The following is a 23,710-nucleotide window of genomic DNA, read 5'->3' as shown; positions in this document are numbered from 1 at the left end:
CAAATACTTGTTCACTCATGTTGCAAACGCTGTAAGGTGGCGAGTTCCCCCCTGTACGAGGCTATTTCGCTAACCCAGGAAGCTCGCACTCCAGCCCCCCATTCCACCCACCGGTCCATCGCGTGGCGTGAATTCAGCAGGAGTTTGCTCATGGAAAAGCTTGGCACGCGTTTGAGAAAAGAACGCAAACGGTTAGGCCTGACGCAAATCGCGTTCGCCAGAATTGGTGGCGTCGAACCTAACGCTCAAGGTCATTACGAAAGTGGCCATCGATCACCTAAAGCCGACTATCTCCAGCGCGTCTGCGACGCCGGCGTCGATATGCACTACCTGTTTTCCGGTAACAGCCTGATAGGCTCGATGAACGGACCTGACGCCGAAGATCAGTCGTCTCCGAACAGGGCGCTGATCAGCAGTAACCGCGACGTCATCATTTCAAACCGTAACGCGGTGGGAATCCTGGTCACGCTGCACCAGACCCTCAACGACACGACGCAGGTCATCGCCGACGTGGCCACCTGTTTCAGCACTCGCCACCTGGACGTCCGCGAAGAGCAGTTCGCCGCCCAGGTGCGAGATTTTCAGGAAGACTCCCGACGATTCATTGGCCTAGCCATGATGAAAGTCCAGCACAGCGCCTGATCAGCAATGTGGGTAGCCATTCTGTCAATGGCAATGAACGCCGCTGCCCTTCACAGAACCACCGCCACTGCAGGCACCCCCGGCGAACCGACCCACTGCAGGGTCTGCTCAAGGGGCATCGGTCGTGAAAACAGGTAACCCTGAACCAGCGTGCAGCCCAGGGTCCGCAACGCCTGCAGTTCCGCTTCGGTCTCGACGCCCTCGCTGACGCACTGCAGGTCCATGTCCTGGCTCAGCGCCAACAGTGATTTGACGATCTTGAAACTCGCGGCGTTCTGGTGAATGTCGGTGATGAACGAGCGGTCGATTTTCAGCTTGGTCAACGGCAGGGCGTGAAGCTGGCTCAGGCTTGAGTAGCCGGTGCCGAAGTCGTCCAGAGAAATACCGCAGCCCAGTTCACGGAACGCGTTGATTGACCTCTGCGCTTGCACGAGGTCTTTGATAACGGCGGTTTCGGTGATTTCCAGATCCAGTCGCGTGGCGTCGAACCCGCTCTGGCGGATGACGGTGATCAGTTGTTCAACGGCGTCCATGGACGAGCAATCGTGGGCCGACAAATTGAACGCGAGCCTGATATCCGCCGGCCATAACTGCGCCGCGTGCAGGGCTTTTTCCAGCAGCACCGGCGTCAGGCGGTTGATCAGGCCAATCCGCTCGGCCACGCCGATGAAATGCCCCGGGGCGACGCTGCCCAGCTTCGGACTCACCCATCGGGCCAGCGCTTCGAACCCCACCGTGCGCGAGGTGCGGATGTCGACGATGGGCTGAAACACCAGGGTGAACTCCTCGGCGACGTCGGCCTGGCGCAGGCCCTGCTCGGTCAGCACTTCGCGTTTGAGACGCTGATGCTGGCTGGCGGAAAAGATACACAGCTCGCCGGGTGTTTCCCGCTTGCTGGTGTAGAGCGCGTAGTCAGCGAATTCATAAGCTTCGGTCGAGGTGCTCGCCAGGTCCGGAAACACGACAAGTCCCATGGATGCGCTGATGCTGACCTGAATATCGCCAATGGCGAAGGGCTGGCGCATCGTGCGGCAGAGTGACTGGCCTTGTTTGATCAGTTCGTTTTGATCGTCGGCCCTGACGATGATCAGGCCGAACTCGTCGCCGCCCAGCCGGGCCACGTGCAGCTGCTCACTGGCAAACGCGCGAAGGCGCTGGCCGACCTGACGCAGCAGTTTGTCTCCCACGCCGTGACCGTAGGAGTCATTGATCGGTTTGAAGCCGTCCAGGTCGATCATCCCCACGGCCAGCCGCGTTTCGTCCTGCCGCGCATGGTCGAGTTCACGGTCGAGCAAGGCGAAAAACTGTCGTCGGTTGGGCAGGCCGGTCAGGCTGTCTTCGTTGGCCAGTCGCTGGTTGTCATCGCTGAGCTTCTCTGTGCGTATCTGCATGTTCACCAGCCGGGTGAACTCGCCGTAGTGGTTCTGCAGAACCACGATCATCGCCAGCGAAACGAGAAACACGTTGGCGGCCATGGCGGTGTACGTGGCGTTGCCGGCGCTGGCAAAAAACGCTACGAAGGCGATGTTGACCACCGCCGTGGTCATCATCGCCGAGGAGGGCAGGTGCATCAGGCAGAAGATGCAGACGATCACCGTGATCGCCATGTAGAAGGCCACATGGGACTTGGTGTACGTATCGCCGTAGGGAAACAGCAGCAGCGCCCAGATCGTGAAGCCAAACGCGATGAACACCGTGAGCTGATTGGTGCGAGTCAGTTTTTTGAAGATCTGCTCGGAGGTGATGGGCTGACCACGGCTCTGCCACCAGAGCGCCGCCCTCAAGCCGCCTACCAGGGTCAACAGCACCGGGATGTAAACCGTCAGCCAGAGCGGGGCGATGCCGTAATGGGTGGCCGCGAGGGCGAGGGTGTTGATCAGCAGAATCACGTACATCATGGGCAGCTGTCTGGACAGCGCGATGTATTGCGCTTCCATCAGACGGGTGTTGTCCTGCTGGACGCAGACCAGCGCTTTCAATCGATCTAAAGACGGGAATTTCATGACTAGGAACCCAACGCGCGCAATAAGAAAAAACGGCGAACCCCACAACTTGCAGCGCTGCAGAACGTTATGACTGTCAGAGGATATCGGCGGCGGGGTTGGTTTCTATAGCCGGTGCAGCGGTTGAGACGCCGGGCGATTAGCCACCCGGCATGGGGTCGCTGTGAGTGTAAGGAATGGATGGACAGCCTCCTGGCAGAGTTCATCGGCATCGGAAGGCGCAGGGAATAAGCGGTCACCTGCGCCGGCCGACTGCGAAAAACTGACCTTTTTCAGCGATGCCGTGCCCAACAGGGCATGCGTAACGCACGGGCGCGTGGCGGGCCTGAAAGTCCGCCGTAATAAACGTCGTGCAAACCTTGGAAGGATGCAAAAGCAATGGTGATTGCCTGTCTGGGTTGGGGCTCATTGATATGGAAGCCGGACGCACTGCCGATCGCCAGTGAGTGGTTCATGGATGGGCCGGCGTTGCCAGTCGAATTCTCGCGGATAGGTGACGGCGGTGAGCTGGCCACTGCGATCTGTGTCAACGCACCGCCATGCCGGGTCTTGTGGACGGTCCTGGCCACCGAATCACTTGAACAGGCGTGCAGTGCGCTGCGTGAGCGTGAGCAGATCCCGGCACAACGCGAAGACGGTATCGGCGTGTATCGGGCGCAAGGGTCTTCAACGGGCCCGCTGGCTCATTGGGCGAGAGAGCGCCAGGTCGATGCGCTGGTCTGGACAGCACTCCCGCCGCGACTTCACAGCGAGGGGCATTTGCCGACGAGCGAGGACGCTGTGGCCTACCTGCGAAGCCTGACGGGGGAGAAACTCGAACATGCCCGGGATTACATCCGCCAAGTACCGGCCCAGATCGACACCCCTTATCGCCGTGACATAGAGAAGCAGTTGGGCTGGAAGTGACGGCAGTCCGTCAGCGTGCCGCTGCCAACTCATGCAGCGGTCAGGTACAGGAAGGGTCATCGGGTTTTAATAAGTATCAACACTCATTTACAGCCGAACCGGGGAGCTTTTCATGTTTGATCGTGGTGATGTTTATCAGCAGTGGGTGCAACTAACGGCCGACGACGAGTCGTACAGCGAGGCGGCAGAAAACGGCTGTCAGCTGGAAGTTCGTGCGCGCGCCCATGAAGAGGCCGTTGAAGTACTGGTGTGCGTTTATGCTGCGGACGGAGAAAGGGTGGTCGAGTCGTTAGAGAGACTTCCACTCTCTGACTGGACCGTCGAGCAGGGGCTCGTCCGAGGGCGCGATCAGGCTGAGCGTATTGCAGGGGGAGAGACCGCGTAACTACCGTACCCTGGCTCGGGGTCACAGGCGGACTACGGAATGACCGGTAGCGAGTAGGGCGGCGGGACCGCCCTCCAGGCAGGTCGCGCTACTTAATCGGCAGATGATCGACGACCTCCGCCATGGCTGTTCTGGCCGCCTTTTTTCCCCGCTTCGGAGGCCTTGGCGCGGTCGTTGGCGAAGTTGCCACCGGACGCCTGGCCGCCTTTTCTCCCGGCCTGAGAGGCCTTCTCACGATCGTTGGCAAAATTACCCGGATTTTTGTTGGCGGTTGTCATGATGGCTCTCCGATATCAACTAATGAGATGGCGCCCGGTATATCCGACCGACAACTAATCCGATGCGCTTCAATGTTTAATCGTTGAGAAGGTTTGATGAATGGCGGATGAGTGGCGTGGAGCACTAGTTGACGCTATTTCGCCCCTATCCAAATGAATGATTCACACCCGCTCGCGTTATGGATGCATCGTTAGTTGGACAACTCGCACTAAGGGGTCGGTACTGTTTATTAGCCGCTCGTCTCCAATCTTGAAATTTAAGCTGAACATCCGCGATTGTCGGCCGGTCCATCCTTTACCGGCGCATTGTCTGCGCCGGCTTTTAAGCAGCTCCTCGATTCAATGGGTTTACCGCCCAGTTATAACGCGGCACGAAGCCGCCCTTGAAAGCTTGAGGCCTCAGCTATGGAGACTTCCCATGCGGTTATTCCCTGAACGGGTATTGGTGAGTGATGCAGCCCGGGTCAGCCCGAGGCTGGCGCTATCGGCGGCACTGGCCGGCCTGGTGTTAACCGGTTGCGCAGGGGATGACACTCGCTCGAGCGTGCCGAGTCCCGGCAAGCCAACCAGTGCAACCCTCAGCGTTCTCGATGCAGGCGCCGCCACGTTACAGTCGCGTCCGCCTGTAGAGGCTCTGAACGCCTATCTGGATGGCTTTCATTTCTATAACGGTCATCCCGGTGTGCAAATGGAAGCCCATCACTACTGCTCGGTGCTCAGTGAAGAGTTCATTCAGTGCGTGATTTACGATGGCAATGTGCGAGACGCCAAGTTGATGGGCGTCGAGTACATCATCAGCGCTGACTTGTTCAATCAGCTGCCCGAGGGCGAGAAGCGCCTCTGGCACAGCCACGCCCACGAAGTGAAGTCGGGGCAGCTGGTGGCGCCGGGTATTCCCGCCAGTGCCGAACACGCGTTGATGGCCAAGCTTGCCAATACCTATGGCAAAACCTGGCACACCTGGCACACCGATCAGGACAAGCGCCTGCCATTGGGCGTCCCGCAATTGATGATGGGCTTTACCGCAGACGGCCAGGCAGACCCTGCCATGGTTGAGCAGCGCAACCGCCGCATGGCCATCAATACCGAAAAGAAACGCTCGGAACGCGCGGACATCCAGGTCCAGCCGGTGCTCAAGGGCGCTGATGCCTGGCAGCACGGCGATGCAGTGCAGTTGGCAGACCCTACCGGTCGCGGCCACGTCATGCAGCCTGGCAAACCTTCGCCTCCTGGCACCAATAGTCGATCCGCCGCGCCCCAGGCGGATCCCTAGTCTGCAGCGTTAACCCCCCTGCGGTGAGTCAGTCGTCCACCCACAATGGAAACCAAACAACGAAACCGATCCTGTGAACGAGATCAAGACCATGCAACATACCCAACACTACCGCATCGAATACCTTTTCCATGGCAAGCCACGGTGGTTCTACGTGTGCGCCAAGCAAATGGACAACGCTGAGGCGTGGCACTGGGCTGCAGTCGACGCTGGCGTGGCCGACATCCCCAAATACCGGAGCGACAGAGCCATCAAACTGTCCAAGCCCAAGGCCGAACGATTGGGTATCGATGCCGTGACCTGGAAGCCGGCGTGAGTCAGATCCACGAGCCGGGGACAGATTGATTTACGGTGAAGCGCTGTAAATAAATCAGTCCCCTCACATTTCGGCTAAAGCCGGTCCCACTAAAAGCATCCCATGCGCTCAGTGAGACCGGCTTCAGCCGGGAAGCTTTTGATCTGCCTTTGATCTGCTTTCGATCCTCATACACAGAAGGTCCAGTCACCGCCAACCGCGACTTTGGTGCAGGCTGAACGCAGGTCTCGCGGGGTGGGCCGAGCCGCATGGATGCGGCGAGAGCGCCGTCAGGGCATGGATGCCCGTTCGGCGCGGGCCCACGGAGCGAGACCGGAGTGAAGGAACCCTGAGGAACGAAGGGCCCAACCAGGAGCAAGCACCCTTGGTTACTTGGGGTGCTTTTCCAAGTAACTCGCCGAAGGCGAAACCCGAGGCCGTTAGGCCGACGCTCTTGCTCTTGGTTTGCCGACGCTCTTGATCTTGACCCAAAGCGTCAGCTAACGAGCGGCACCGCTTCCGCCTCGTGCAAATGGCACTCCCACCGCCAGGCATCCGCCAACATCCGCTCCAGTGATCGCCGCGCGCTCCAGCCCAACTCGCCCAGCGCTTTCTCAGGATCCGCCCAGCACCGCGCAATGTCCCCGGCACGGCGTCCCTCAAACACCAGCGGCACCGAAATCCCCGAGACCTTCTCGAACGCCCGCACCACCTCCAGCACCGAATACCCCAGCCCCGTGCCCAGGTTCCAGACATGCACACCACGCTGATGGCGCAGCGCATCCAGCGCCTTCACATGCCCCTCGGCCAAATCCACCACATGAATGTAATCACGCACCCCCGTACCGTCCGGCGTCTCGTAATCACGCCCGAACACACTCAGTGCCGCGCGCTGCCCGCTGGCCACCTGCAACAAATACGGCAACAGATTATTCGGCGTACTGGTGGGCGCCTCGCCCAGCAACCCCGACATATGCGCGCCGATCGGATTGAAATAGCGCAGCAAACCCACCGACCAGCGCTCGTCCGAGCAGACCATGCTCTTCATCACATTCTCGGCCATCAACTTGGACTGACCATACGGGTTGGTCGGCTGCCCGGTTGCGCAGGTCTCATCGATGGGCATCGTCAAGCAATCGCCGTACACCGTTGCTGATGAACTGAACAACAGCGTGAACACCCCGGCGTGGGCCATGGCCTGACACAGCGTCACAGTGCCGCCGACGTTGGTGTCGTAATAACGCAGCGGCTCGCGGACGCTCTCGCCCACGGCTTTCAAACCTGCGCAGTGGATGACGGCTTCGATGGGGTAATCGGCAAAAATCGTGTCGAGCAGGGCGCGATTGCGCACGTCGCCGAGCACGAATCCGGGGCGGCGGCCCGTCAGGGTGGCGATGCGATCAAGGGTCGAGCGGTAGCTGTTGCAAAGATTATCCAGGATCAACACGTCATCGCCCTGGTTCATCAATTCCAGCGCCACGTGTGCGCCGATGTAGCCTGCACCGCCGGTTATCAAAATCATCTGCAATCCCTCGAACGCACCCCGGCGACATGTGGCCGGGCATCCTGCGATGGGTATGGCGGGCTGAAATCAGCCGACGCAAACCTGTGTCTGTCCAAGTTATGGGCACAGCGACCGCGCGGAGTTCAAACACGATGATCCACCGGTACATGCTGTTCATCGGTAATCGCGCGGCTTCGCTGAACGGCCGAAGCGGCGCCGCCTTCCAAGCTTCATGAGTCGCCCAATCAGTCACTGACTGCCGCGCGCTCTTCGATGTTGAAGCCAAGGAAGTTCAGGCCTTCAGCCAGTCCCTTTCAGAAAGGAAGTCGCCATGAATCTTGCCGAACAGCCCGACTCGTTATCCGCCGTCGCCATCGACAATCCGCTGCAGCCCACGCAACGAACGCGCCCGACGCTGTTGTGCCTCTCGCACCTGCGCTGGGGCTTCGTTTATCAGCGGCCTCAGCATGTGATGTCGCGTCTGGCCCGCGATTACGACGTGATCTTTTTTGAAGAGCCTGTGTTTGAGGACCTTGCTGAAGACCGCGCTACGCCACGTCTGGATCACTCGCAGCCGGCACCGGGCATTGAAGTCATCGTGCCGCGACTGGCCCACGGTCTGAGCGAAGAACAGATTGCCGAGGCCCAGCGTCAACTGCTGGACGAGATGCTGCTGGCGCGGGGCGACGCGGAGCTGTTGCTGTGGTACCTGACGCCCATGAGCCTGGCGTTCACCGACCATCTGAAAGGCAACGTGACGATCTTCGACTGCATGGACGAGCTTTCCGCGTTCCGCGGTGCGCCCGTGCGACTGGTCGACATGGAACGCGAGCTGATGGCCCGTGCCGACGTGGTGTTTACCGGCGGCTACAGCCTGTGGGAGGTCAAGCAGCGGCAACACGACAACGCCCACCCGGTGCCGAGCAGTGTCGACATCGCGCATTTCGCCGCTGCCCGCGATGGCCTCGCCGATCCTGGCGATCAGGCCGGCATTGCCCATCCTCGCATGGGCTTTTTTGGCGTCATTGACGAGCGCTTCGATATCGAGCTCGTCGAGAAGCTCGCCACCCTGCGTCCTGACTGGCAGATCGTGTTGATCGGGCCGGTGGTGAAAATCGATCCGGCAACGTTGCCGCAGCTGCCCAACATTCACTACCTCGGCGGCAAAAGCTACGACGAGCTGCCGGCGTACCTGGCCGGCTGGGACGTCGCATTGATGCCGTTCGCGATCAATGAATCCACGCGTTTCATCAGCCCGACCAAGACGCCAGAGTATCTGGCGGGGGGCTGCCCGGTGGTGTCAACGCCAATCCATGACGTCATCCGCGGCTACGGCCAGAGCGGCGCCGTGACCATCGCCGACACTGCCGGTGCGTTCGTCGCCGCCATCGATGCTGCCCTGGGCCTGAAGGGCTCGGCGGAATTTCTGCAAAGCGCCGACGCCGCCCTCGACGGCATGTCGTGGGACACCACCAGCCGCTTCATGAAGGAGCAGATCGAATGCCTCAGGTAACCCTTGAACAGGCCATCAATGCGTCGTCGCCCTCATCGAAAGGCGGTTATGACTACCTCATCGTCGGCGCCGGTTTTGCCGGCAGTGTGATCGCCGAGCGCCTCGCCGCAGGATTGGGCAAAAAGGTCTTGTTGATAGATCGCCGCGAACACATCGGCGGCAATGCCTACGACCATCTTGATGCCGCCGGGGTCATGGTCCATCGATACGGCCCGCACATCTTTCACACCAACGCTCAGCGCATCGTTGACTACCTCTCGCAGTTCACCGAGTGGCGCCCGTATGAGCACCGCGTGCTGGCTCAGGTCGATGAGCATTTGGTGCCGATTCCGATCAACCTGACCACCCTCAACACCTTGTACGGATTGTCGATGACGCCGGAAGAGGCCGAGGTATTTCTCGCCGAACGTGCCGAGCCGGTATCGGCCATTCGTACTTCGGAAGACGTGGTCATCAATCAGATAGGTCGCCAGCTGTACGAGAAGTTCTTCCAGGGCTACACCCGCAAACAGTGGGGCCTGGACCCGAGCGATCTGGACAAGTCAGTGACGTCGCGCATTCCCACCCGCACCACAGAAGACGATCGCTACTTCACCGACGCCTTCCAGATGATGCCCCGCGATGGCTACACGCGGATGTTCGAGCAGATGCTCGATCACCCGAACATCGACATCCTGCTGGACACCGATTTCAAGGCCGTGCGCGAGTCGATCGCCCACCGTCACCTGATTTACTGCGGGCCGATCGACGAGTACTACGAGTTCCGCTTCGGCCATTTGCCGTACCGCTCGCTGCGCTTCCAGCACGAAACCGTGCAGCAAGCCGAATACCAGCCGGTGGCGGTGGTCAATTTTCCGGACCAGAGCGTGCCCTACACGCGCATTACCGAGTACAAGCACCTGACCGGTCAGACCCACCCGCTGACCAGCATCAGCTACGAGTTTCCCTGCGACGACGGCGATCCGTACTACCCGGTGCCGCGCCCGGAGAACGCCGAGCTGTACAAGCGCTACAAGGCGCTGGCGGACGAAACGGCGAACGTCACCTTCCTTGGACGGCTGGGCACCTATAAGTACTACAACATGGATCAGGTGGTCGGTCAGGCGCTGGCGTTGTACCAGCGCATCGAAGAGGGCCACGCCGTGACCGCCGAGGCCGCCGGAGCGGAAGCGTCATGATCGCCCCTCAGCGCCGTTGGGATGGCACCCACGGCGCTGACGGCAATGCGGCACTGTTCAAAAGTTTTCTGATGGCGGGTTACGAGTGCTCGAGCCAGCGCCGTCGCGACGGCAAGCGTCTGGACCTGGCCGACGCCACCGGTCATGCGCGCTGGGCTTCCAACGACTACGCGCAGCTCGCCGGCCTGGGGATCGGTTGCGCCCGCGACGGCCTGCGCTGGCACCTGATCGAATCGCGGCCAGGGCACTACGACTGGAGCAGTTTTCTGCCGATGTTGCGAGCGGCACGGGAGCGGGGCATTCAGGTCATCTGGGACCTCTGCCATTACGGCTATCCGGACGACCTTGACATCTGGCGCCCCGAGTTCGTCGACCGTTTCGCGCGTTTCGCCGGTGCTGCCGCAGCGCTGATGCGGGAGGAGGGCGCAGAGATTCCGTTCTATGCGCCGATCAACGAGATGTCGTTCTGGAGCTGGGCAGGGGGCGACGTCGGATACTTCAACCCGGGCGCCCACGGGCGGGGCCTTGAACTCAAACACCAGTTGGTGAGGGCGAGCATCGCCGCCATCGAGGCGGTGCGGGATGTGATCCCCTTCGCGCGATTCATTCAGTGTGATCCGGTGATTCACGTGGTCTCCGGTTCGAAGCGCGGGGAGGACCATGAAAACGCTGAACGCCATCGGATGGCGCAGTTCGAGGCGTGGGACATGCTCACCGGGCGGCAATGGCCGGGACTGGGCGGGCACGAGAAGTACCTGGACATCCTTGGTGCCAATTTTTACCCGCATAACCAGTGGGTGTTCGGCGGCGGCATGATCCCGCGGGGCAGCCCGGATTATCGCCCTCTGGCCGGCATGCTCAAGGAGTTGCACCACCGTTACCAGCGACCCGTTCTGCTCTCGGAGACCGGGTGCGAAGACGAAGAGCGGGTGCCATGGTTCAACTACGTTGTAGAGCAGTCTTTGTTGGCGCTGGACCGGGGCGTGCCCATGGAGGGCGTGTGCTGGTATCCGTTTCTCGATTATCCCGGGTGGGACGACGGACGCTACTGTCCGACCGGCTTGTTTGGTTATCCCGACGGCGAAGGCAATCGCGCACCTTTCCACCCGATGCATCTACAGGCACAGGCGCTGCAGCAACACATGATGGTCCGTGCCCAGCGCACCCCGATTCGGGAATCCGCCGGACTCGCCCATGAAAAATGACCACTGGCGCCGGCAGCCGCTGCCGTTGACCCCCATCGCCTTTCTGTGGCGTTACGTTCGGGTTCGGCCGTGGCATTTCTTCATCATGCTGTTGCTGGTCGTGGGCGCCGCCGGATGCGCGGTGGCGGTGCAGTACGGCATGAAGCTGCTGGTCGACGCCATGGCCGCCGGCAGGGAACACGTGGCGCACGTCTGGCGGCCGTTCACCCTGTTTATCGCCCTGATCGTCATGGAGAACGTGTTCTGGCGCCTCGGTGGCTGGCTGGGCTGTCGCACCGTGGTCGGCAGTTGCGCCGATTTGCGCATCGACCTGTTCACGCACCTGACCGGCCACCCCATGCGTTACTTCACCCAGCATTTTGCCGGAGCACTGGCCAACCGGGTGTCTTCGGCGGGTGCGGCGGCGGGCTCGATCTACGGCGGTCTGGCGTGGAAGATCATCCCGCCCTGCGTGGATTTCGTCGGCGCGGTGATTGTGCTGTGCACCGTGCGCTTGTCGATGGCCTTCGCACTGATTGTCTGCGTGTTCATGGTCGCTGCGCTGATCACCGTGATTGGCATTCGCGGGCGGACGCGGCACATCGATTTCGCTTCGCAATCGGCGCGGGTGGGCGGTGAGATCGTCGACCTGGTGTCCAACGTCTGGACCATCAAGGCGTTCTCGGGACGGGATCGCGAGCGCGCCCGGCTGGAGCGGGAAATCGGCGTGGAAGCCCGGGCGCAACGGCGCAGTTGGATCTACCTGGAGAAGGCGCGGGTGCTGCACGACATCTGCCTGTCGATCATGGCGGGTGCCATGCTCGGCTGGGCGATCTCGTTATGGCTGGATGCGCAGATCACGCCCGGGGATGTGGTAATGGTCAGCGCCCTGACATTCCGTATTCTGCACGGATCGCGGGACCTGGCCCTGGCGCTGGTGGACACCTCGCAGCAAATGGGCGTGATCGCCGAAACCCTGAACATCATCGCCCAGCCCCATGCGCTCAGCGATGCTCCCGAGGAACTGGCGCCACCCCGTGGGCATATTCAACTTGTGGACGTCGGCTACACATACCCCGGCGGCGTGCAGGTATTCAGTCACCTGGGCGTGGACATTCCTGCAGGGCAGAGCGTCGGCATCGTCGGTGCGTCTGGATCTGGAAAGTCCACGCTGATCAGCCTGCTGCAGCGTCTTGATGATGTGGGCAACGGCGCGATCCTCATCGACGGACGCGACATCCGCTCGGTCAGCCAGGACAGCCTGCGTCGGCAAATTGCGGTGGTTCCGCAAGAGCCGGCGCTGTTCAACCGCACCGTGCTGGAAAACATTGGTTATGGCCTGCCCGACGCCAGCGAGGAGCAAATCGTCGCCGCTGCGCGCCAGGCCTATTGCGATGAATTCATCCGCGCACTGCCCCAGGGTTACCGAACGCAAGTTGGGGAGCGCGGTGTCATGTTGTCGGGTGGACAACGGCAGCGCCTTGGCCTGGCTCGCGCGTTTCTGAAGGACGCACCCATCCTGATTCTTGACGAAGCCACCTCGGCGCTGGACTCCGATTCCGAAGCGATCATCCAGCGGGCCCTGGCCGACTTGATGCGCGGGCGCACGGTGCTGGCCGTAGCACATCGGTTGTCGACGATTGCCGGTTTTGACCGGGTACTGGTTCTGGAAGGCGGGCAACTGATTCAGGACGGTCCGCCACGAGCGCTGCGGGAGGCGCCGGGTCAGTTTCGCACGCTGTGGCAGCTGCAGAGCATGGCGCCGGAGCGCTGATGCGGGTTCGAGTGGCTCATGGTGATGAGGAGAATGCCGGCAGGCGGCTTCTGGAACGTCTGCTGCGAAGTGCCGGGCCGCCCCGAACTAGCCGGTTTAACGCGGGCCACTGCCTTTCATCTCCTGATTGTCACGCAATCGCAACGCTGCACCGGCGGCAAGGTTCCAGATGCCTGTATCCACAAGGCAATACCGCCGTCATAGGGGGAGCTTAACGATGTCTGCCGAATCCGTTCTGGACTATCTCCGGGAGCATGCGCTCTTGTTGGCCACAGCCGAGTCCTGCACTGCCGGGATGATCATGGCGCTGCTGGCGAAAGTGCCGGGCAGCGGCTCGCTGGTCGAGTGCGGCTATGTGGTGTATTCGCCCGAAGCCAAGCAGCGTTTGCTTCACGTGAGCCCTGAAACCATCGAGCGATGCAACCTCACCAGCGTTGAAGTCGCCGAGGAGATGGCCGTCGGCGCATTGCGCGACAGCCCCGCTAATGTCGCGGTCGCGACAACGGGCGTGTGCGGTCCGGATGACATGGACGGCATTCCCGCCGGCACAGTGTGTTTTGCCTGGGGATTCCTGCATCACGGGGAACTGCGGGTCTCCAGCGAGCAGCGTCTGTTTTCGGGAGATCGGGCGTCGGTGCAACATCAGGCAGCGGTGTACGCGCTTGAGCAGATCCGGCTCCGTCACCAGCGATTGGTCGAAACCCCGCGTTAGATGGACCGAAGCGCAGCGGTGCGGGCTCGCGTTGGGCGTGCAGGCATTGGGCGGTGCCTGAACGTCGGCCTTGGAGATCACCACTCATCGTCGCCGTATCGCCCTGCCACAACTTCCCCGTGCTCAACGGGTCAGCCTTAAGATCATTCCTTTACTATCGCAGCACAGCGGAGCGACCCCATGAGCACACCTCCACACCCGCCAAGCAGGGCACTGAAACGCGCAGTCACTGGCCCGATGCTGCTGCTGTTCATCCTTGGCGACGTCCTTGGTGCCGGGGTTTACGCGTTGGCCGGTACGATTGCCGGTGAAGTGGGCGGTGCGATCTGGGTACCGCTGCTCATTGCGCTGTGCTTTGCCATGCTCACTGCAGGCTCCTACGCCGAGCTGGTCACCAAATACCCCCACGCCGGTGCTTCAGCGGTGTTTGCCGGCAAAGCCTTCAAGTCGCCATTGATCTCGTTTCTGGTGGGCTTCTGCATGCTGGCGGCAGGCGTGACCAGTGCAGCAGGCCTGTCCCTCGCGTTTGCCGGCGACTACATGGCGCCGTTTATCGATCTGCCGGCTCACGTTGTCGCGTTGATTTTCCTGGTGGTCATCGCCTTGCTCAACGCACGTGGCATCAAGGAGTCATTGTCCGCCAACCTGGTGATGACGGTCATCGAAGTATCGGGCCTGCTCCTGGTCATCGTCGCGGCCATCTGGTTCTTCCGCTCCGGCGACGCGGATCTGTCCCGCGCCGTGCAATTCAAGGAGGGGGTCAACCCCGCGTTCGCCGTGCTCGGGGCGGCGTTGCTGGCGTTCTACTCGTTCGTCGGCTTCGAGACCTCGGCCAATCTGGCGGAGGAGGTGCGCAACGTGCGCACCGTCTATCCCCGCGCGTTGTTCGGTGCGCTGTTGATTGCCGGGGCGATCTACATGGGTGTCGGCGTCGCCGCCGCCACCGTCATGCCCATTGAGCAACTGGTGCACTCGTCGGCACCGCTGCTGGAAGTGGTCAAGGCGTCGAACCTCGGGATTCCACCTCGGCTGTTCGCCTTTATTGCGCTGGTTGCCGTGGCCAATGGCGCGCTGCTGACCATGATCATGTCCAGCCGTCTGGCGTACGGCATGTCGCGCCAAGGCCTGCTGCCCCACGTGCTGTCGAACGTGCTGCCGGAACGACGGACGCCGTGGGTGGCCATTGTCGCGACGACAGTGGTCGCGATCATCCTGACACTCACCGGCTCATTGGCAACCTTGGCGGAGACCGTGGTCCTGCTGCTGTTGTTCGTGTTCATGAGCACCAACCTCGCCGTGCTGGTCCTGCGCAAGGACACCGTCGACGTTGACCACTTCCGCGTGCCGACCTGGGTGCCGGTACTGGCGATCGTGTCATGCCTGATCCTCCTGACGCAGCAGAGCGCCGAAACCTGGCTGCGTGCCGGGGCACTGATGCTGGTGGGGGTGGCGCTGTACTTCCTGGCCCGTGTAGGCGGGACGCGGCCAGCGTTCAACACCCATCTGGCGGATGCCGACGCCGAGTATTGATCCAGCGTCCTGAAGATCGGCGGTGCAATCCCGCCGATCCTGATCAGCCGCTTGAACGGCCGGTGCGCGTGCTCACAACTCTGTAATTCCCCATCGCCATCATGCGCAAAAAGTTGCGCAGTCCATGCGCAAAAAAAGCCTGACCATCGCCCTGCAGGCCGCGTATTTGGAGGCCTGCAGAGCAGTGCGCAAGAAGTTGCGCAGAGGTGCGCAACTTCTTGCGCACATTTCCCCGGATTCCTTACCGAATCACCCCCTGATCCCCTTAAGCATTTACCGCAAACCCTTGTGACAGAAGGGCTGCGCCCGCGCTGGCACGCCCCTTGATATCTCCGTCGTCCTCTGGAAACGCGAATACACCCGATCACTCGCGATTTCCGGAAGGCGGAGAGCGCCGTCGACGCCGGCAACGGCAAGGCGGTTCGCTGTCCTTCCACGCATTTGCAGTCGTTGATTGCCCCCTCGGCATCGACTGCTGCCGCAACAGCGCATAAGGAACACGGGATGTTCGCACCGGCCAACCAAGCCTCATTCAGCCTGACCCTCAACGGGCAGGACACGCTGTTCCAAGTGCTGTCCTTCACCGGCCGGGAGCGCCTCAACCAACCGTTCGAATTCGAGGTGGAACTGGTCAGCGAAATGGCTGCGTTGGACCTTGAAAGCCTGCTGCACGGGCAGACGTTTCTGCAACTGGCCGAAGACGGCACCGGTGTCCACGGGCTGGCCTACAGCATCGCCCAGGGCGATGCCGGCAAGCGCCTGACCCGCTACCGGATTTCCCTGCGGCCGCAGCTGGCGTACCTGGCCCACCGGATCAACCAGCGCCTTTTCCAGCAGATGACGGTGCGGCAAATCATCAGTCAGGTGTTGGAAGAGCACGGCATCCTCTCCATCGACTACCGGTTCCAGCTCGGCGCGACCTATCCCGAGCGCGTTTATTGCGTGCAGTACGACGAATCCGACCTGCATTTCATCCAGCGTTTGTGCGAAGAGGAAGGCATTCACTTTCATTTCCAACACAGCGCCAAGGGCCATGTGTTGGTGTTCGGCGACGACCAGACGGTATTTCCGAAACTGGCGCCGGTGCTCTATCAGCAGGACACCGGACTGGTCGCCGACGTCCAGGTGATCAAGCGCTTCGGCCTGCGCATGAACACCCGCACCAGCCGCACGACGCGGCGTGATTACGACTTCACCAAGCCGAAGTTCCAGCTGGAAGGCAGCGCCAACAGTGTGGCCGTCCCGGACCTCGAAGATTATGACTACCCCGGCCGCTTCGCTGATCGCGAACGTGGCCGCCATCTGGCCAATCGCGCCCTCGAGCGCCACCGCAGCGACTACCGGCTGGCCGAAGGCAGCAGCGATCAGCCACGCCTGGTCAGCGGTCATTTTCTCGCCCTGACCGGACACGCCAACCCGCTGTGGAACGACCTGTGGCTGCTGACCGAGGTCTTCCACGAAGGCAAGCAGCCGCAGGTACTGGAAGAAGTCATCATCAGCGACGTCACTGACCTGAAGAGCGATTTCCATCAAGGCTATCGCAACCGTTTCAGCGCCACGCCGTGGGACGTTCATTACCGGCCACCGCTGGAGCATCCGAAGCCGAAGGTGCTGGGCACACAATCCGCCGTGGTCACCGGGCCCGAAGGCGAAGAGATTTACTGCGATCAGCACGGCCGGGTGAAGGTGCAGTTTTTCTGGGACCGGGAAGGGCAGCACAACGACAAGTCCAGCTGCTGGATGCGCGTGGCGTCGAACTGGGCCAGCCAGCACTTCGGGGCGATCAATCTGCCGCGGGTCGGCATGGAAGTCCTGATCACCTTCCTTGAAGGCGACCCCGACCAGCCCCTCATCACCGGTTGCCTGTACCACGGCGCCCACTTGCCGCCGTACAAACTGCCCGATTTCAAGACCCTGGCCACGGTCAAGAGCAAGGAATACAAGGGCAGTCGCGCTAACGAATTGCGCATCGACGACACCACCAGCGAGATCAGCATTGCGCTGCGCAGCGATCATGGCGCCAGTGCCATCAACCTCGGCTACCTGACCCATCCGCGGCCCGCCGGCGGCCAGCCCCGGGGCGAAGGTTTCGAGCTGCGCACCGACCGGCACGGCGCTGTCCGGGCCGCCGCTGGCTTGCTGATCACCACCGAGCCGCGTCCCCACGAATCGAAGCACCACAAGGACCTGCCGGAAACCGCCGAACGCCTGGCCACTGCCGCCGATCAGCAAGACGGCTTCGCGGTGCAAGCCAAGGAATCTCAGGCACAGGAACCTGGGGATCAGGATGACGTCGCCAAAGCCCTGCACGCCCAGCATCAGGGCGTGCTCGGCAGCGGCCCTGCCAACGCAAGTGGCAACGAGTTCCCCGAGTTCACCGAAGCGCATCTGGTGCTCGCCAGCCCGGCGGGCATTGCCCTGACCACACCGCGCTCAAGCCACATCGCCACCGGCGAACACCTGGCGTTGAGCAGCACGGGGCACACCAGTTTTTCCGTGGGTAAACGCCTGCTCGCCAGCGCCAGCCAGGGCATGCGCCTGTTCGTGCAAAGCCTTGGCTGGCGTTTGGTCGCGGCGTCCGGCGACATCGACGTGCGGGCCCTGAAGGACAGCATCAACCTGCTGGCCAAACTCAACATCACCGCCAACGCCGAGCGCATCACCCTCACCGCGAAAACCGAACTGGTGATCCAGGGCGGCGGCAGCGCCACCACCTACAACGCGGCCGGCATCACCCACGTCACCACCGGGCCGTACACCGCCCACGCCGCCAACTTTGCCTACACCTCGGCGCAAAACCTGGCGGGCGTGTTCCCCGAGCCACCAAAGCCGGGCGAGGGCGACCTTGAGTTGTTCAACCAGTACGCGGGGCAGCAAGGCATTCAGGGCGGCGGTTACGAGGTGATCGATGCCCTGGGTAAACGCGTCACAGGGGCGCTCGACGGCAAGGGTTTCATGACCGTTTCCGGTGCTGCGCCGGGGCCGGGAAGGGTGACCTTTGGCAAAGACCCCGCAGACACCTGGACGGATGGCAGCGTCATCGGCAAGCCCGAATGGCCAGCTACGCCGCCCAGTGCGGGAGCCGTTCCGGCGCAGTTGGAGGCGGCAGTCACGGAGGGGTTGCCGAGCAAGAACTGGGATGTGCTTGAGCACGGATTGGCGGCGGTGCAGGGCGCCGGAGCGAGTTTGCCGGCGCAGGCCACCGCACTCGCGCCTCTTGTTTCGAGCGTTCTGAGTGGCGTGATCAAAAGCGGGAAGCTCCCGAGCCTGCCGGCGCCAACTGAGCTGGAGAGCCTGCTTGAGGCTCCGGACTTGCTGGCCGGCGAGAAGTTGTCATGAGCGCGGATATGGGAGCGCGCGAGCCTCAGGTGGCGGTTGTACCGCTTGATCAGATCCAGTTGGAAGACGTTGGTCTTGGCGCGGCGAATGTCGATGCCTGGCTGCAGGAGATCAGTGGCGGGGTTGTCACGCTTGAGCGGATCAAGACCGTGGCCGGCGGGCTGCCGGTGGTGGGCAACATCATGGCGCTGGTTGATGCGCTGAATGACATCGTCCGGCTGGCGACCAGTGACAAGCGCGACCCGCTGGATTGGGTCAGTTTGGGCATCAACCTGATCGGCATGGTCCCCATCCCGCCGGGCATGGCGGCGGCTCGGATGAGCTTGCGGCCGATGCTTTTTTTGGTGCGTCAGGAGATGCGGCAAGCCGGCAAGATGCTGCTGGGTGACGCGCTGATCGAGATTCTGATCGGGCACCTCAATGCCACCATCGTCGGGACCCTTGATGATTTCGTGACCCAGGCGCAGGGGAAGCTGCCCGGGATTCTTGAGGATGCCGGGAAGCTGGGCGAAGGCGTGCTGCTTCAGATCGCTGCTGGCTTGGAGAGCTTGGTAGACCCAAAACTGAACGCCAAGGCCGATTTGCTTGAGGCGGGGCAGTTAGTTCATGCCGCAGGCGATCTTTGGGCCTACGACCCTCAGGCGGCGATTGGCAATATTTTTGTGGCAGCGGCGGAGGTGTGCACTGCTGCGGGCAAGGGCGCAGTTAACGGCGCCGTCGAGCATTTGGTGCCTGACGCAGTCAAGGCGGAGGTGGTTAGACAGGCCAAATTGTTGCGCGCCATGGGGTCAGAGCTTCGGGCCCAGATTAATGGTCTAGCGGATCCTGGGGCTCAAAACTCGATTGGAGCGTTGCTGCAGACGTTGGCTGGAGCGGTTGTAAGTTGGCGTTCCCGCAATGGGCATGGTCAGTCTTTCAACATCAAACCGGGGGTGGTTAATCAGGCCAAGCGACGGGGCAGCGAAGGCAAACTCGAAGTTGTTCAGCGTGAGAAGCCGGCGAAGGGCCGGCCCAACGTACTGAAGAAGTGCACCTGTGCCTGTCCTTGCGCCTGTAACTGCGGCTCAACGGGGAACAGCATCAGCTTTGCGATGGGCTCGGAGTCGGTCAGTCATACCGATTTCAGTTTGCCGGGGCCTTTTCCCATTGAGTGGACGCGCACCTATTGTTCGAGTCTGGATGCTTACGATCAGGATGTCATTGGTGCGCGTTGGATCACGCCGTTTACCACTCGGTTTGATTGTGTGGGTGACGGTTTGGTGTTTCATGACGCCGACGGACGCAGCCATGAATTTCCTCTGCCCAAGTTAAAACTCTTTCACTTCAACGCCATTGAAAACCTGACGGTCGTTCGCCTCAGCAAAGATCGGTTATTGCTGATGCGTGGCCTGAATCATCGGGAAACCTATGTTCGGCGGGGTGATCGTTTTGTCCTGATCAACAAAGTTTTGCCTAATGGCGCCGGGGTGATGCTGCATTACGAGCATCGGCATGATGGGCAATTGGTGCTCTCCGAGCTGGTGACTTACTCCGAAAAAGATGCCAACAAAGTCCATCTTCGCCTTGGCACTTTGATTGATGATCAGGGGCGTCTGACCGGCCTGTGGGAAGTTCGTGACGGCGCCGTCAAACGCCAACTTTGCGCGTATCAGTACGACAATTCTGGCGATCTTGTTCTGGCTCAGGATGAGAACGGCTCGGCCTGGCGTTATCAGTATCAAAATCACCTAATCACTCGCTACACCGACCGTACGAATCGCGGTTTGAATCTTCAATGGCAAGGCTCCGGTCCCGATGCGAAGGCCATCCGCGAATGGGCTGACGACGGCAGTTTTGACACGCGATTGGCGTGGGATGAAAACATCCGTCTGACCTACGTCACTAACGCTTTGGGTCACGAAACCCGGCATTACTACGACGGCCTCGGTTACACCTATCGCATCTGCCACGCCGACGGGCGCTCGGAATGGTTCTTCCGTGATGCCGCCAAGAACATCATCCGCCACGTCCACACCGACGGCAGCACCGACCGCTATCGTTACGACAAGCTCAGCAATCTGACTGAGCACACCCGCGCTGATCACAGCGTGATGAATTACGCCTACGACGACAAAAGCCACCTGATCAAGATCAGCGATGGCGAAGGCGGGTTGTGGAAACGGGACTATGACCATCGCGGAAATCTCGTTGAAGCGATTGATCCGCTAGAGAACGTTACCGAATACGCCTACAACATGTTTGGCCTTCCTACAGCAATCAAGGACGCCAACGGCAATACAAAGGCGTTGGTCTATAACGACGCCGGACAACTCGTTAAGTACACCGACTGCTCGGGTAAGGTCAGTGCGTGGGAGTACGACGAACGCGGCCAAATGGTTCGCTTCACCGATCCTGCTGGGCACAGCACCACATACGAGTACAAAGCCGGCCAGTTGGTCCTGATCAAACATCCGGACAAGACCGAAGAACGCTTTAGCCGCGACGCTGAAGGTCGTTTGCTGGCCCACTCCGATGGCCTTGAACGCTGCACCACATGGCGTTACACCGCCGCCGGTTTTATCGCCGAACGCGTCGACGCCGCCGAGCAAACCCTGCGCTATCGCTGGGACAAACTCGGTCGTCTTGTTGCGCTGGAAAACGAAAACGAGCGCCGCGCGCATTTTCACTACGATACTGTGGGCAGGCTGCTGGAAGAGCGCGGCTTCGACAATCGCTCGACTCGCTATCAGTACGATCCCGAAACCGGCCGCCTTGCCGAGACTATTAACGGCCAGCGCAAGATCGCGCTGACCTTCGACCCAGTGGGCCGTCTCACCGAGCGCCGCGCCACCCTCGGCGAAAAGTCCCAGAGCGAAACCTTTGCCTACGACGGCAATGGCCATCTAGTCATGGCCACCAATACCGCCAGCCGGTTGCAATGGTTCCATGACCCCGCCGGCAACCTAGTGCGCGAGCACCAGCATTATTCGAATCTGGATAAACCCCTGGTTGCCGTCTGGCAGCACGAATACGACGCCCTTAATAATCGCGTCGCGACCATCCGCCCGGACGGGCATCGCGTCAGCTGGCTGACTTACGGCAGCGGCCATCTGCTGAGCCTGAAGCTGGACGAACATGAACTGCTCAGTTACGAGCGCGATGACCTGCACCGCGAGATCAAGCGGCATCAAGGCAATAGCCTGCTGCAAACCCAGTCATGGGACCCGGCGGGGCGTCTGCACGAACAACTGCTAGGACGCACTGACGACAAATCCACGCTCATAAAGCGCGCTTACACCTACGACGCCGCCGGCCAGCTCACCGACATCCACGACAGCCGTCGCGGCCAATTGAGTTACCGCTACGACCCAGTCAGTCGCCTGCTCAGCGCCACGAGTCGCCTGGGTACAGAAACCTTCGCCTTCGACCCGGCCAGCAACCTGCTCAACGACAGCGCCGTCCCCGTCCGTCGTCCACTCGACCCCGAACCTGTCCGCCATAAACTCGTGGACAACCTGCTGCGCGACTACGCCGGCAACCACTACGAGTACGACGAACGCGGCAACCAGACAACGCGCTGGACCAACGGCCTGCGCAGCGAACTGCACTGGGACCTCTTCGATCGCCTCGCGCATTTCCGCGATCCGCGCCTCACCGTCGACTTCGGCTACGACCCACTCGGACGTCGCCTCTACAAACTCTCAAAAGCCCATTACCGCCCACGCCCGGAAGCCGGCACCGGCTGGAACGAAAACGAACACGCCCGCAAAGAACGCGAGCTTGGCTGCGGCTTCACGCTTTACGGCTGGGATGGCGACAACCTGGCCTGGGAAAGCAGCCCGCCGCCATACGTCGGCGCCCTCGGCCGCACGGTGCATTACATCCACGAGCCCGGCACCTTCGTTCCCGTGGTCCAAGCCATCCGACACGAGACCATCCGCCTCGTCAGCCAACCGACTTACACCGGACGCTACAACTTCAAAGAAGACCCGCTGTGGAACTACAAACCCGTCGCGCTACCGATTGATGCACTCGCCTGGTACCAATGCGACCACCTCGGCACCCCCCAGGAAATCACCGACCAGAACGGCAACACCGCCTGGAGCGCGCAATACAAAGCATGGGGAGAAGCAACCGAACAGCGCTCCGAGTTCGCCCAACAAGTCGGCCTGACCAACCCGATTCGATTCCAAGGCCAATACCACGACCACGAAACCGGCCTGCACTACAACCGGCATCGGTACTATGATCCAAGGGTCGGGCGGTTTATCAGTAAGGATCCGATCAGCTACGCGGGCGGATTGAACCTCCATGTTTATGCGCCGAACCCGATATCGTGGATTGATCCGACGGGCTTGGCGAGTTCGGGGCGTTGGGAACCGGTAGGTACAGGCCGAATACGACTCGACCCGCCCCATGTGGAAAACACTAATCAGCAGGTTCATGCTCACTGCCAATGCAAGTCCAGAAAGAAAGAAATTGTTGTAAACCGAGACGGCTCACAGAGTCACGGCTCACGTGGTGATGTGGATGATTTGACGCGTAAAGAGAAAGATTACCTTCGATCGCAGGGATTCAACCTATGAAAAATCTTACGGCTTTTACCGTACATGGCACGGCCATTGGCAGTAATAAAAATATTCAACTTGATGAGATATCAATTATCGCGGATTCCGAAACCATGAGAGCTTTAGGGAATTTTCTAATCAATGCGGCGGACGAAATGGCACAGTTCGGCCTGGAGCACCTCCACCTCCAAGACATAGTTGAAGATTTTTCCCATGAAACCCATGTCGATTTCATCGCCCTGAACCGTGAAATTGTTGAGCCTAAAAAAGGCTAGCCAATGGCTAAAGGGGACAGCCCCTTATGCTGACGAGGATTTAAAGGGGACGGACCCCTTCAACTCGCTAACCAACCATAATGCGGAGGATAAAGGGGACGGATCCCTTTATCTCGTAGGGACGCAATGAAGAGCGCGCAGCGACACGCCCAGGTCCCGCCAGTAAGCAAAGGCGGAGCACGTACAGTGGGGACACACGTACAGTGGGGACAGATTTATTTACAGTAAAAGGGGACGGACCCCTTTAATTGCGCAGATACGAGGGGCAGGGCGCCGCTCCTTAAACTGGCTCAAAGCATCATCGGGGACAGATTAATTTACGGTGAAGCGTTGTAAATAAATCAGTCCCCTATCTGACCTACTCCTTTCTGA

The 23,710-nt window shown here is 60.8% G+C and carries 18 protein-coding genes; 14 read left to right on the top strand and 4 right to left on the bottom strand.

The annotated features are described in order from the left end of the window. Window positions 1-150: 150 nt before the first annotated feature. Complete coding sequence (locus AC0Z8Z_RS06830; protein ID WP_485618552.1) at window positions 151-642, top strand: helix-turn-helix domain-containing protein; 492 nt, start codon at window positions 151-153, stop codon at window positions 640-642. Window positions 643-692: 50 nt separating this feature from the next. Here the strand turns inward: AC0Z8Z_RS06830 and AC0Z8Z_RS06825 are convergent, their stop codons facing one another. Further along, the gene (locus AC0Z8Z_RS06825; RefSeq protein ID WP_485618550.1) at window positions 693-2,645 is read right to left on the bottom strand and encodes a putative bifunctional diguanylate cyclase/phosphodiesterase; all 1,953 of its coding nucleotides are present in this window, start codon (window positions 2,643-2,645) and stop codon (window positions 693-695) included. A 378-nt stretch (window positions 2,646-3,023) separates the two neighbouring features. Here AC0Z8Z_RS06825 and AC0Z8Z_RS06820 point away from each other — a divergent pair, with 378 nt between their 5' ends. Together AC0Z8Z_RS06820 and AC0Z8Z_RS06815 are read left to right on the top strand one after the other, a co-directional pair. Next, window positions 3,024-3,551, top strand: coding sequence for a hypothetical protein (locus AC0Z8Z_RS06820; RefSeq protein ID WP_485618548.1), 528 nt, complete (start codon window positions 3,024-3,026; stop codon window positions 3,549-3,551). A 112-nt stretch (window positions 3,552-3,663) separates the two neighbouring features. Further along, the gene (locus tag AC0Z8Z_RS06815; protein WP_485618547.1) at window positions 3,664-3,936 is read left to right on the top strand and encodes a hypothetical protein; all 273 of its coding nucleotides are present in this window, start codon (window positions 3,664-3,666) and stop codon (window positions 3,934-3,936) included. Window positions 3,937-4,028: 92 nt separating this feature from the next. Here the strand turns inward: AC0Z8Z_RS06815 and AC0Z8Z_RS06810 are convergent, their stop codons facing one another. After that, window positions 4,029-4,214, bottom strand: a complete 186-nt coding sequence (locus AC0Z8Z_RS06810) for a con-10 family general stress protein (RefSeq protein ID WP_485618545.1) — start codon at window positions 4,212-4,214, stop codon at window positions 4,029-4,031. 418 nt (window positions 4,215-4,632) lie between these two features. Here AC0Z8Z_RS06810 and AC0Z8Z_RS06805 point away from each other — a divergent pair, with 418 nt between their 5' ends. Together AC0Z8Z_RS06805 and AC0Z8Z_RS06800 are read left to right on the top strand one after the other, a co-directional pair. Further along, window positions 4,633-5,487 carry an OBAP family protein gene (locus AC0Z8Z_RS06805; RefSeq protein WP_485618543.1) on the top strand — a complete coding sequence of 285 codons (855 nt, stop codon included), beginning with the start codon at window positions 4,633-4,635 and terminating at the stop codon, window positions 5,485-5,487. Window positions 5,488-5,578: 91 nt separating this feature from the next. Beyond that, the gene (locus AC0Z8Z_RS06800) at window positions 5,579-5,803 is read left to right on the top strand and encodes a DUF6555 family protein (protein WP_122536317.1); all 225 of its coding nucleotides are present in this window, start codon (window positions 5,579-5,581) and stop codon (window positions 5,801-5,803) included. Window positions 5,804-6,278: 475 nt separating this feature from the next. Here AC0Z8Z_RS06800 and galE read toward each other — a convergent pair whose 3' ends face one another. After that, window positions 6,279-7,304: a UDP-glucose 4-epimerase GalE gene (galE, locus tag AC0Z8Z_RS06795; RefSeq protein ID WP_485618541.1), complete on the bottom strand. Its 1,026-nt coding sequence runs from the start codon at window positions 7,302-7,304 to the stop codon at window positions 6,279-6,281. 313 nt (window positions 7,305-7,617) lie between these two features. Here galE and AC0Z8Z_RS06790 point away from each other — a divergent pair, with 313 nt between their 5' ends. The 6 genes from AC0Z8Z_RS06790 (at window position 7,618) to AC0Z8Z_RS06765 (ending at window position 15,177) form a co-directional block, all read left to right on the top strand. After that, window positions 7,618-8,799, top strand: a complete 1,182-nt coding sequence (locus AC0Z8Z_RS06790; protein WP_485618540.1) for a glycosyltransferase family 1 protein — start codon at window positions 7,618-7,620, stop codon at window positions 8,797-8,799. Beyond that, complete coding sequence (gene glf / locus AC0Z8Z_RS06785) at window positions 8,787-9,977, top strand: UDP-galactopyranose mutase (protein ID WP_485618539.1); 1,191 nt, start codon at window positions 8,787-8,789, stop codon at window positions 9,975-9,977. Before AC0Z8Z_RS06790 ends, glf begins: the two co-directional genes overlap by 13 nt. After that, entirely contained in the window at window positions 9,974-11,182 is a 1,209-nt protein-coding gene (locus tag AC0Z8Z_RS06780; protein ID WP_485618537.1) for a beta-glucosidase, read from the top strand. The genes glf and AC0Z8Z_RS06780 overlap by 4 nt, the downstream gene beginning before the upstream one ends. Further along, entirely contained in the window at window positions 11,172-12,935 is a 1,764-nt protein-coding gene (locus AC0Z8Z_RS06775; protein WP_485618536.1) for an ABC transporter ATP-binding protein, read from the top strand. Before AC0Z8Z_RS06780 ends, AC0Z8Z_RS06775 begins: the two co-directional genes overlap by 11 nt. 217 nt (window positions 12,936-13,152) lie before the next feature. Then, the gene (locus AC0Z8Z_RS06770) at window positions 13,153-13,647 is read left to right on the top strand and encodes a CinA family protein (RefSeq protein WP_485618534.1); all 495 of its coding nucleotides are present in this window, start codon (window positions 13,153-13,155) and stop codon (window positions 13,645-13,647) included. Window positions 13,648-13,827: 180 nt separating this feature from the next. Continuing rightward, a complete protein-coding gene (locus tag AC0Z8Z_RS06765; RefSeq protein ID WP_485618532.1) occupies window positions 13,828-15,177 on the top strand; it encodes an APC family permease in 1,350 nt (449 codons plus the stop codon). A gap of 43 nt (window positions 15,178-15,220) precedes the next feature. Here AC0Z8Z_RS06765 and AC0Z8Z_RS06760 read toward each other — a convergent pair whose 3' ends face one another. Continuing rightward, window positions 15,221-15,403 (bottom strand): hypothetical protein, encoded by a 183-nt coding sequence (locus tag AC0Z8Z_RS06760; RefSeq protein WP_485618531.1) that lies wholly within the window; start codon window positions 15,401-15,403, stop codon window positions 15,221-15,223. A 278-nt stretch (window positions 15,404-15,681) separates the two neighbouring features. Between AC0Z8Z_RS06760 and AC0Z8Z_RS06755 the strand changes: the two genes are divergently transcribed. The 3 genes from AC0Z8Z_RS06755 to AC0Z8Z_RS06745 are packed head-to-tail and all read left to right on the top strand — an operon-like array spanning window position 15,682 to window position 23,338. Further along, on the top strand, window positions 15,682-18,516 hold the full coding sequence (locus tag AC0Z8Z_RS06755) for a type VI secretion system Vgr family protein (RefSeq protein WP_485618529.1): 2,835 nt from the start codon (window positions 15,682-15,684) through the stop codon (window positions 18,514-18,516). Beyond that, entirely contained in the window at window positions 18,513-23,081 is a 4,569-nt protein-coding gene (locus tag AC0Z8Z_RS06750) for an RHS repeat-associated core domain-containing protein (protein WP_485618528.1), read from the top strand. The genes AC0Z8Z_RS06755 and AC0Z8Z_RS06750 overlap by 4 nt, the downstream gene beginning before the upstream one ends. Continuing rightward, complete coding sequence (locus AC0Z8Z_RS06745) at window positions 23,078-23,338, top strand: Imm32 family immunity protein (RefSeq protein WP_485618527.1); 261 nt, start codon at window positions 23,078-23,080, stop codon at window positions 23,336-23,338. The genes AC0Z8Z_RS06750 and AC0Z8Z_RS06745 overlap by 4 nt, the downstream gene beginning before the upstream one ends. Window positions 23,339-23,710 lie beyond the last annotated feature (372 nt).

Source organism: Pseudomonas sp. 1L-C-7-B-C1 (assembly GCF_057291635.1).
Note: the sequence above shows the minus strand (reverse complement) of the source record. Positions and strands in the feature narration are given on the sequence as shown.

What these genes read in the sequence shown, in the direction of transcription:
- AC0Z8Z_RS06745 (WP_485618527.1), top strand. Translation starts at nt 23,078, where the DNA reads ATGAAAAATCTTACGGCTTTTACCGTACATGGCACGGCCATTGGCAGT.
- AC0Z8Z_RS06780 (WP_485618537.1), top strand. Translation starts at nt 9,974, where the DNA reads ATGATCGCCCCTCAGCGCCGTTGGGATGGCACCCACGGCGCTGACGGC.
- AC0Z8Z_RS06805 (WP_485618543.1), top strand. Translation starts at nt 4,633, where the DNA reads ATGCGGTTATTCCCTGAACGGGTATTGGTGAGTGATGCAGCCCGGGTC.
- AC0Z8Z_RS06800 (WP_122536317.1), top strand. Translation starts at nt 5,579, where the DNA reads ATGCAACATACCCAACACTACCGCATCGAATACCTTTTCCATGGCAAG.
- AC0Z8Z_RS06755 (WP_485618529.1), top strand. Translation starts at nt 15,682, where the DNA reads ATGTTCGCACCGGCCAACCAAGCCTCATTCAGCCTGACCCTCAACGGG.
- AC0Z8Z_RS06810 (WP_485618545.1), bottom strand. Translation starts at nt 4,214, where the DNA reads ATGACAACCGCCAACAAAAATCCGGGTAATTTTGCCAACGATCGTGAG.
- AC0Z8Z_RS06770 (WP_485618534.1), top strand. Translation starts at nt 13,153, where the DNA reads ATGTCTGCCGAATCCGTTCTGGACTATCTCCGGGAGCATGCGCTCTTG.
- AC0Z8Z_RS06815 (WP_485618547.1), top strand. Translation starts at nt 3,664, where the DNA reads ATGTTTGATCGTGGTGATGTTTATCAGCAGTGGGTGCAACTAACGGCC.
- galE (WP_485618541.1), bottom strand. Translation starts at nt 7,304, where the DNA reads ATGATTTTGATAACCGGCGGTGCAGGCTACATCGGCGCACACGTGGCG.
- AC0Z8Z_RS06820 (WP_485618548.1), top strand. Translation starts at nt 3,024, where the DNA reads ATGGTGATTGCCTGTCTGGGTTGGGGCTCATTGATATGGAAGCCGGAC.
- AC0Z8Z_RS06790 (WP_485618540.1), top strand. Translation starts at nt 7,618, where the DNA reads ATGAATCTTGCCGAACAGCCCGACTCGTTATCCGCCGTCGCCATCGAC.
- AC0Z8Z_RS06765 (WP_485618532.1), top strand. Translation starts at nt 13,828, where the DNA reads ATGAGCACACCTCCACACCCGCCAAGCAGGGCACTGAAACGCGCAGTC.
- AC0Z8Z_RS06830 (WP_485618552.1), top strand. Translation starts at nt 151, where the DNA reads ATGGAAAAGCTTGGCACGCGTTTGAGAAAAGAACGCAAACGGTTAGGC.
- AC0Z8Z_RS06775 (WP_485618536.1), top strand. Translation starts at nt 11,172, where the DNA reads ATGAAAAATGACCACTGGCGCCGGCAGCCGCTGCCGTTGACCCCCATC.
- glf (WP_485618539.1), top strand. Translation starts at nt 8,787, where the DNA reads ATGCCTCAGGTAACCCTTGAACAGGCCATCAATGCGTCGTCGCCCTCA.
- AC0Z8Z_RS06750 (WP_485618528.1), top strand. Translation starts at nt 18,513, where the DNA reads ATGAGCGCGGATATGGGAGCGCGCGAGCCTCAGGTGGCGGTTGTACCG.
- AC0Z8Z_RS06825 (WP_485618550.1), bottom strand. Translation starts at nt 2,645, where the DNA reads ATGAAATTCCCGTCTTTAGATCGATTGAAAGCGCTGGTCTGCGTCCAG.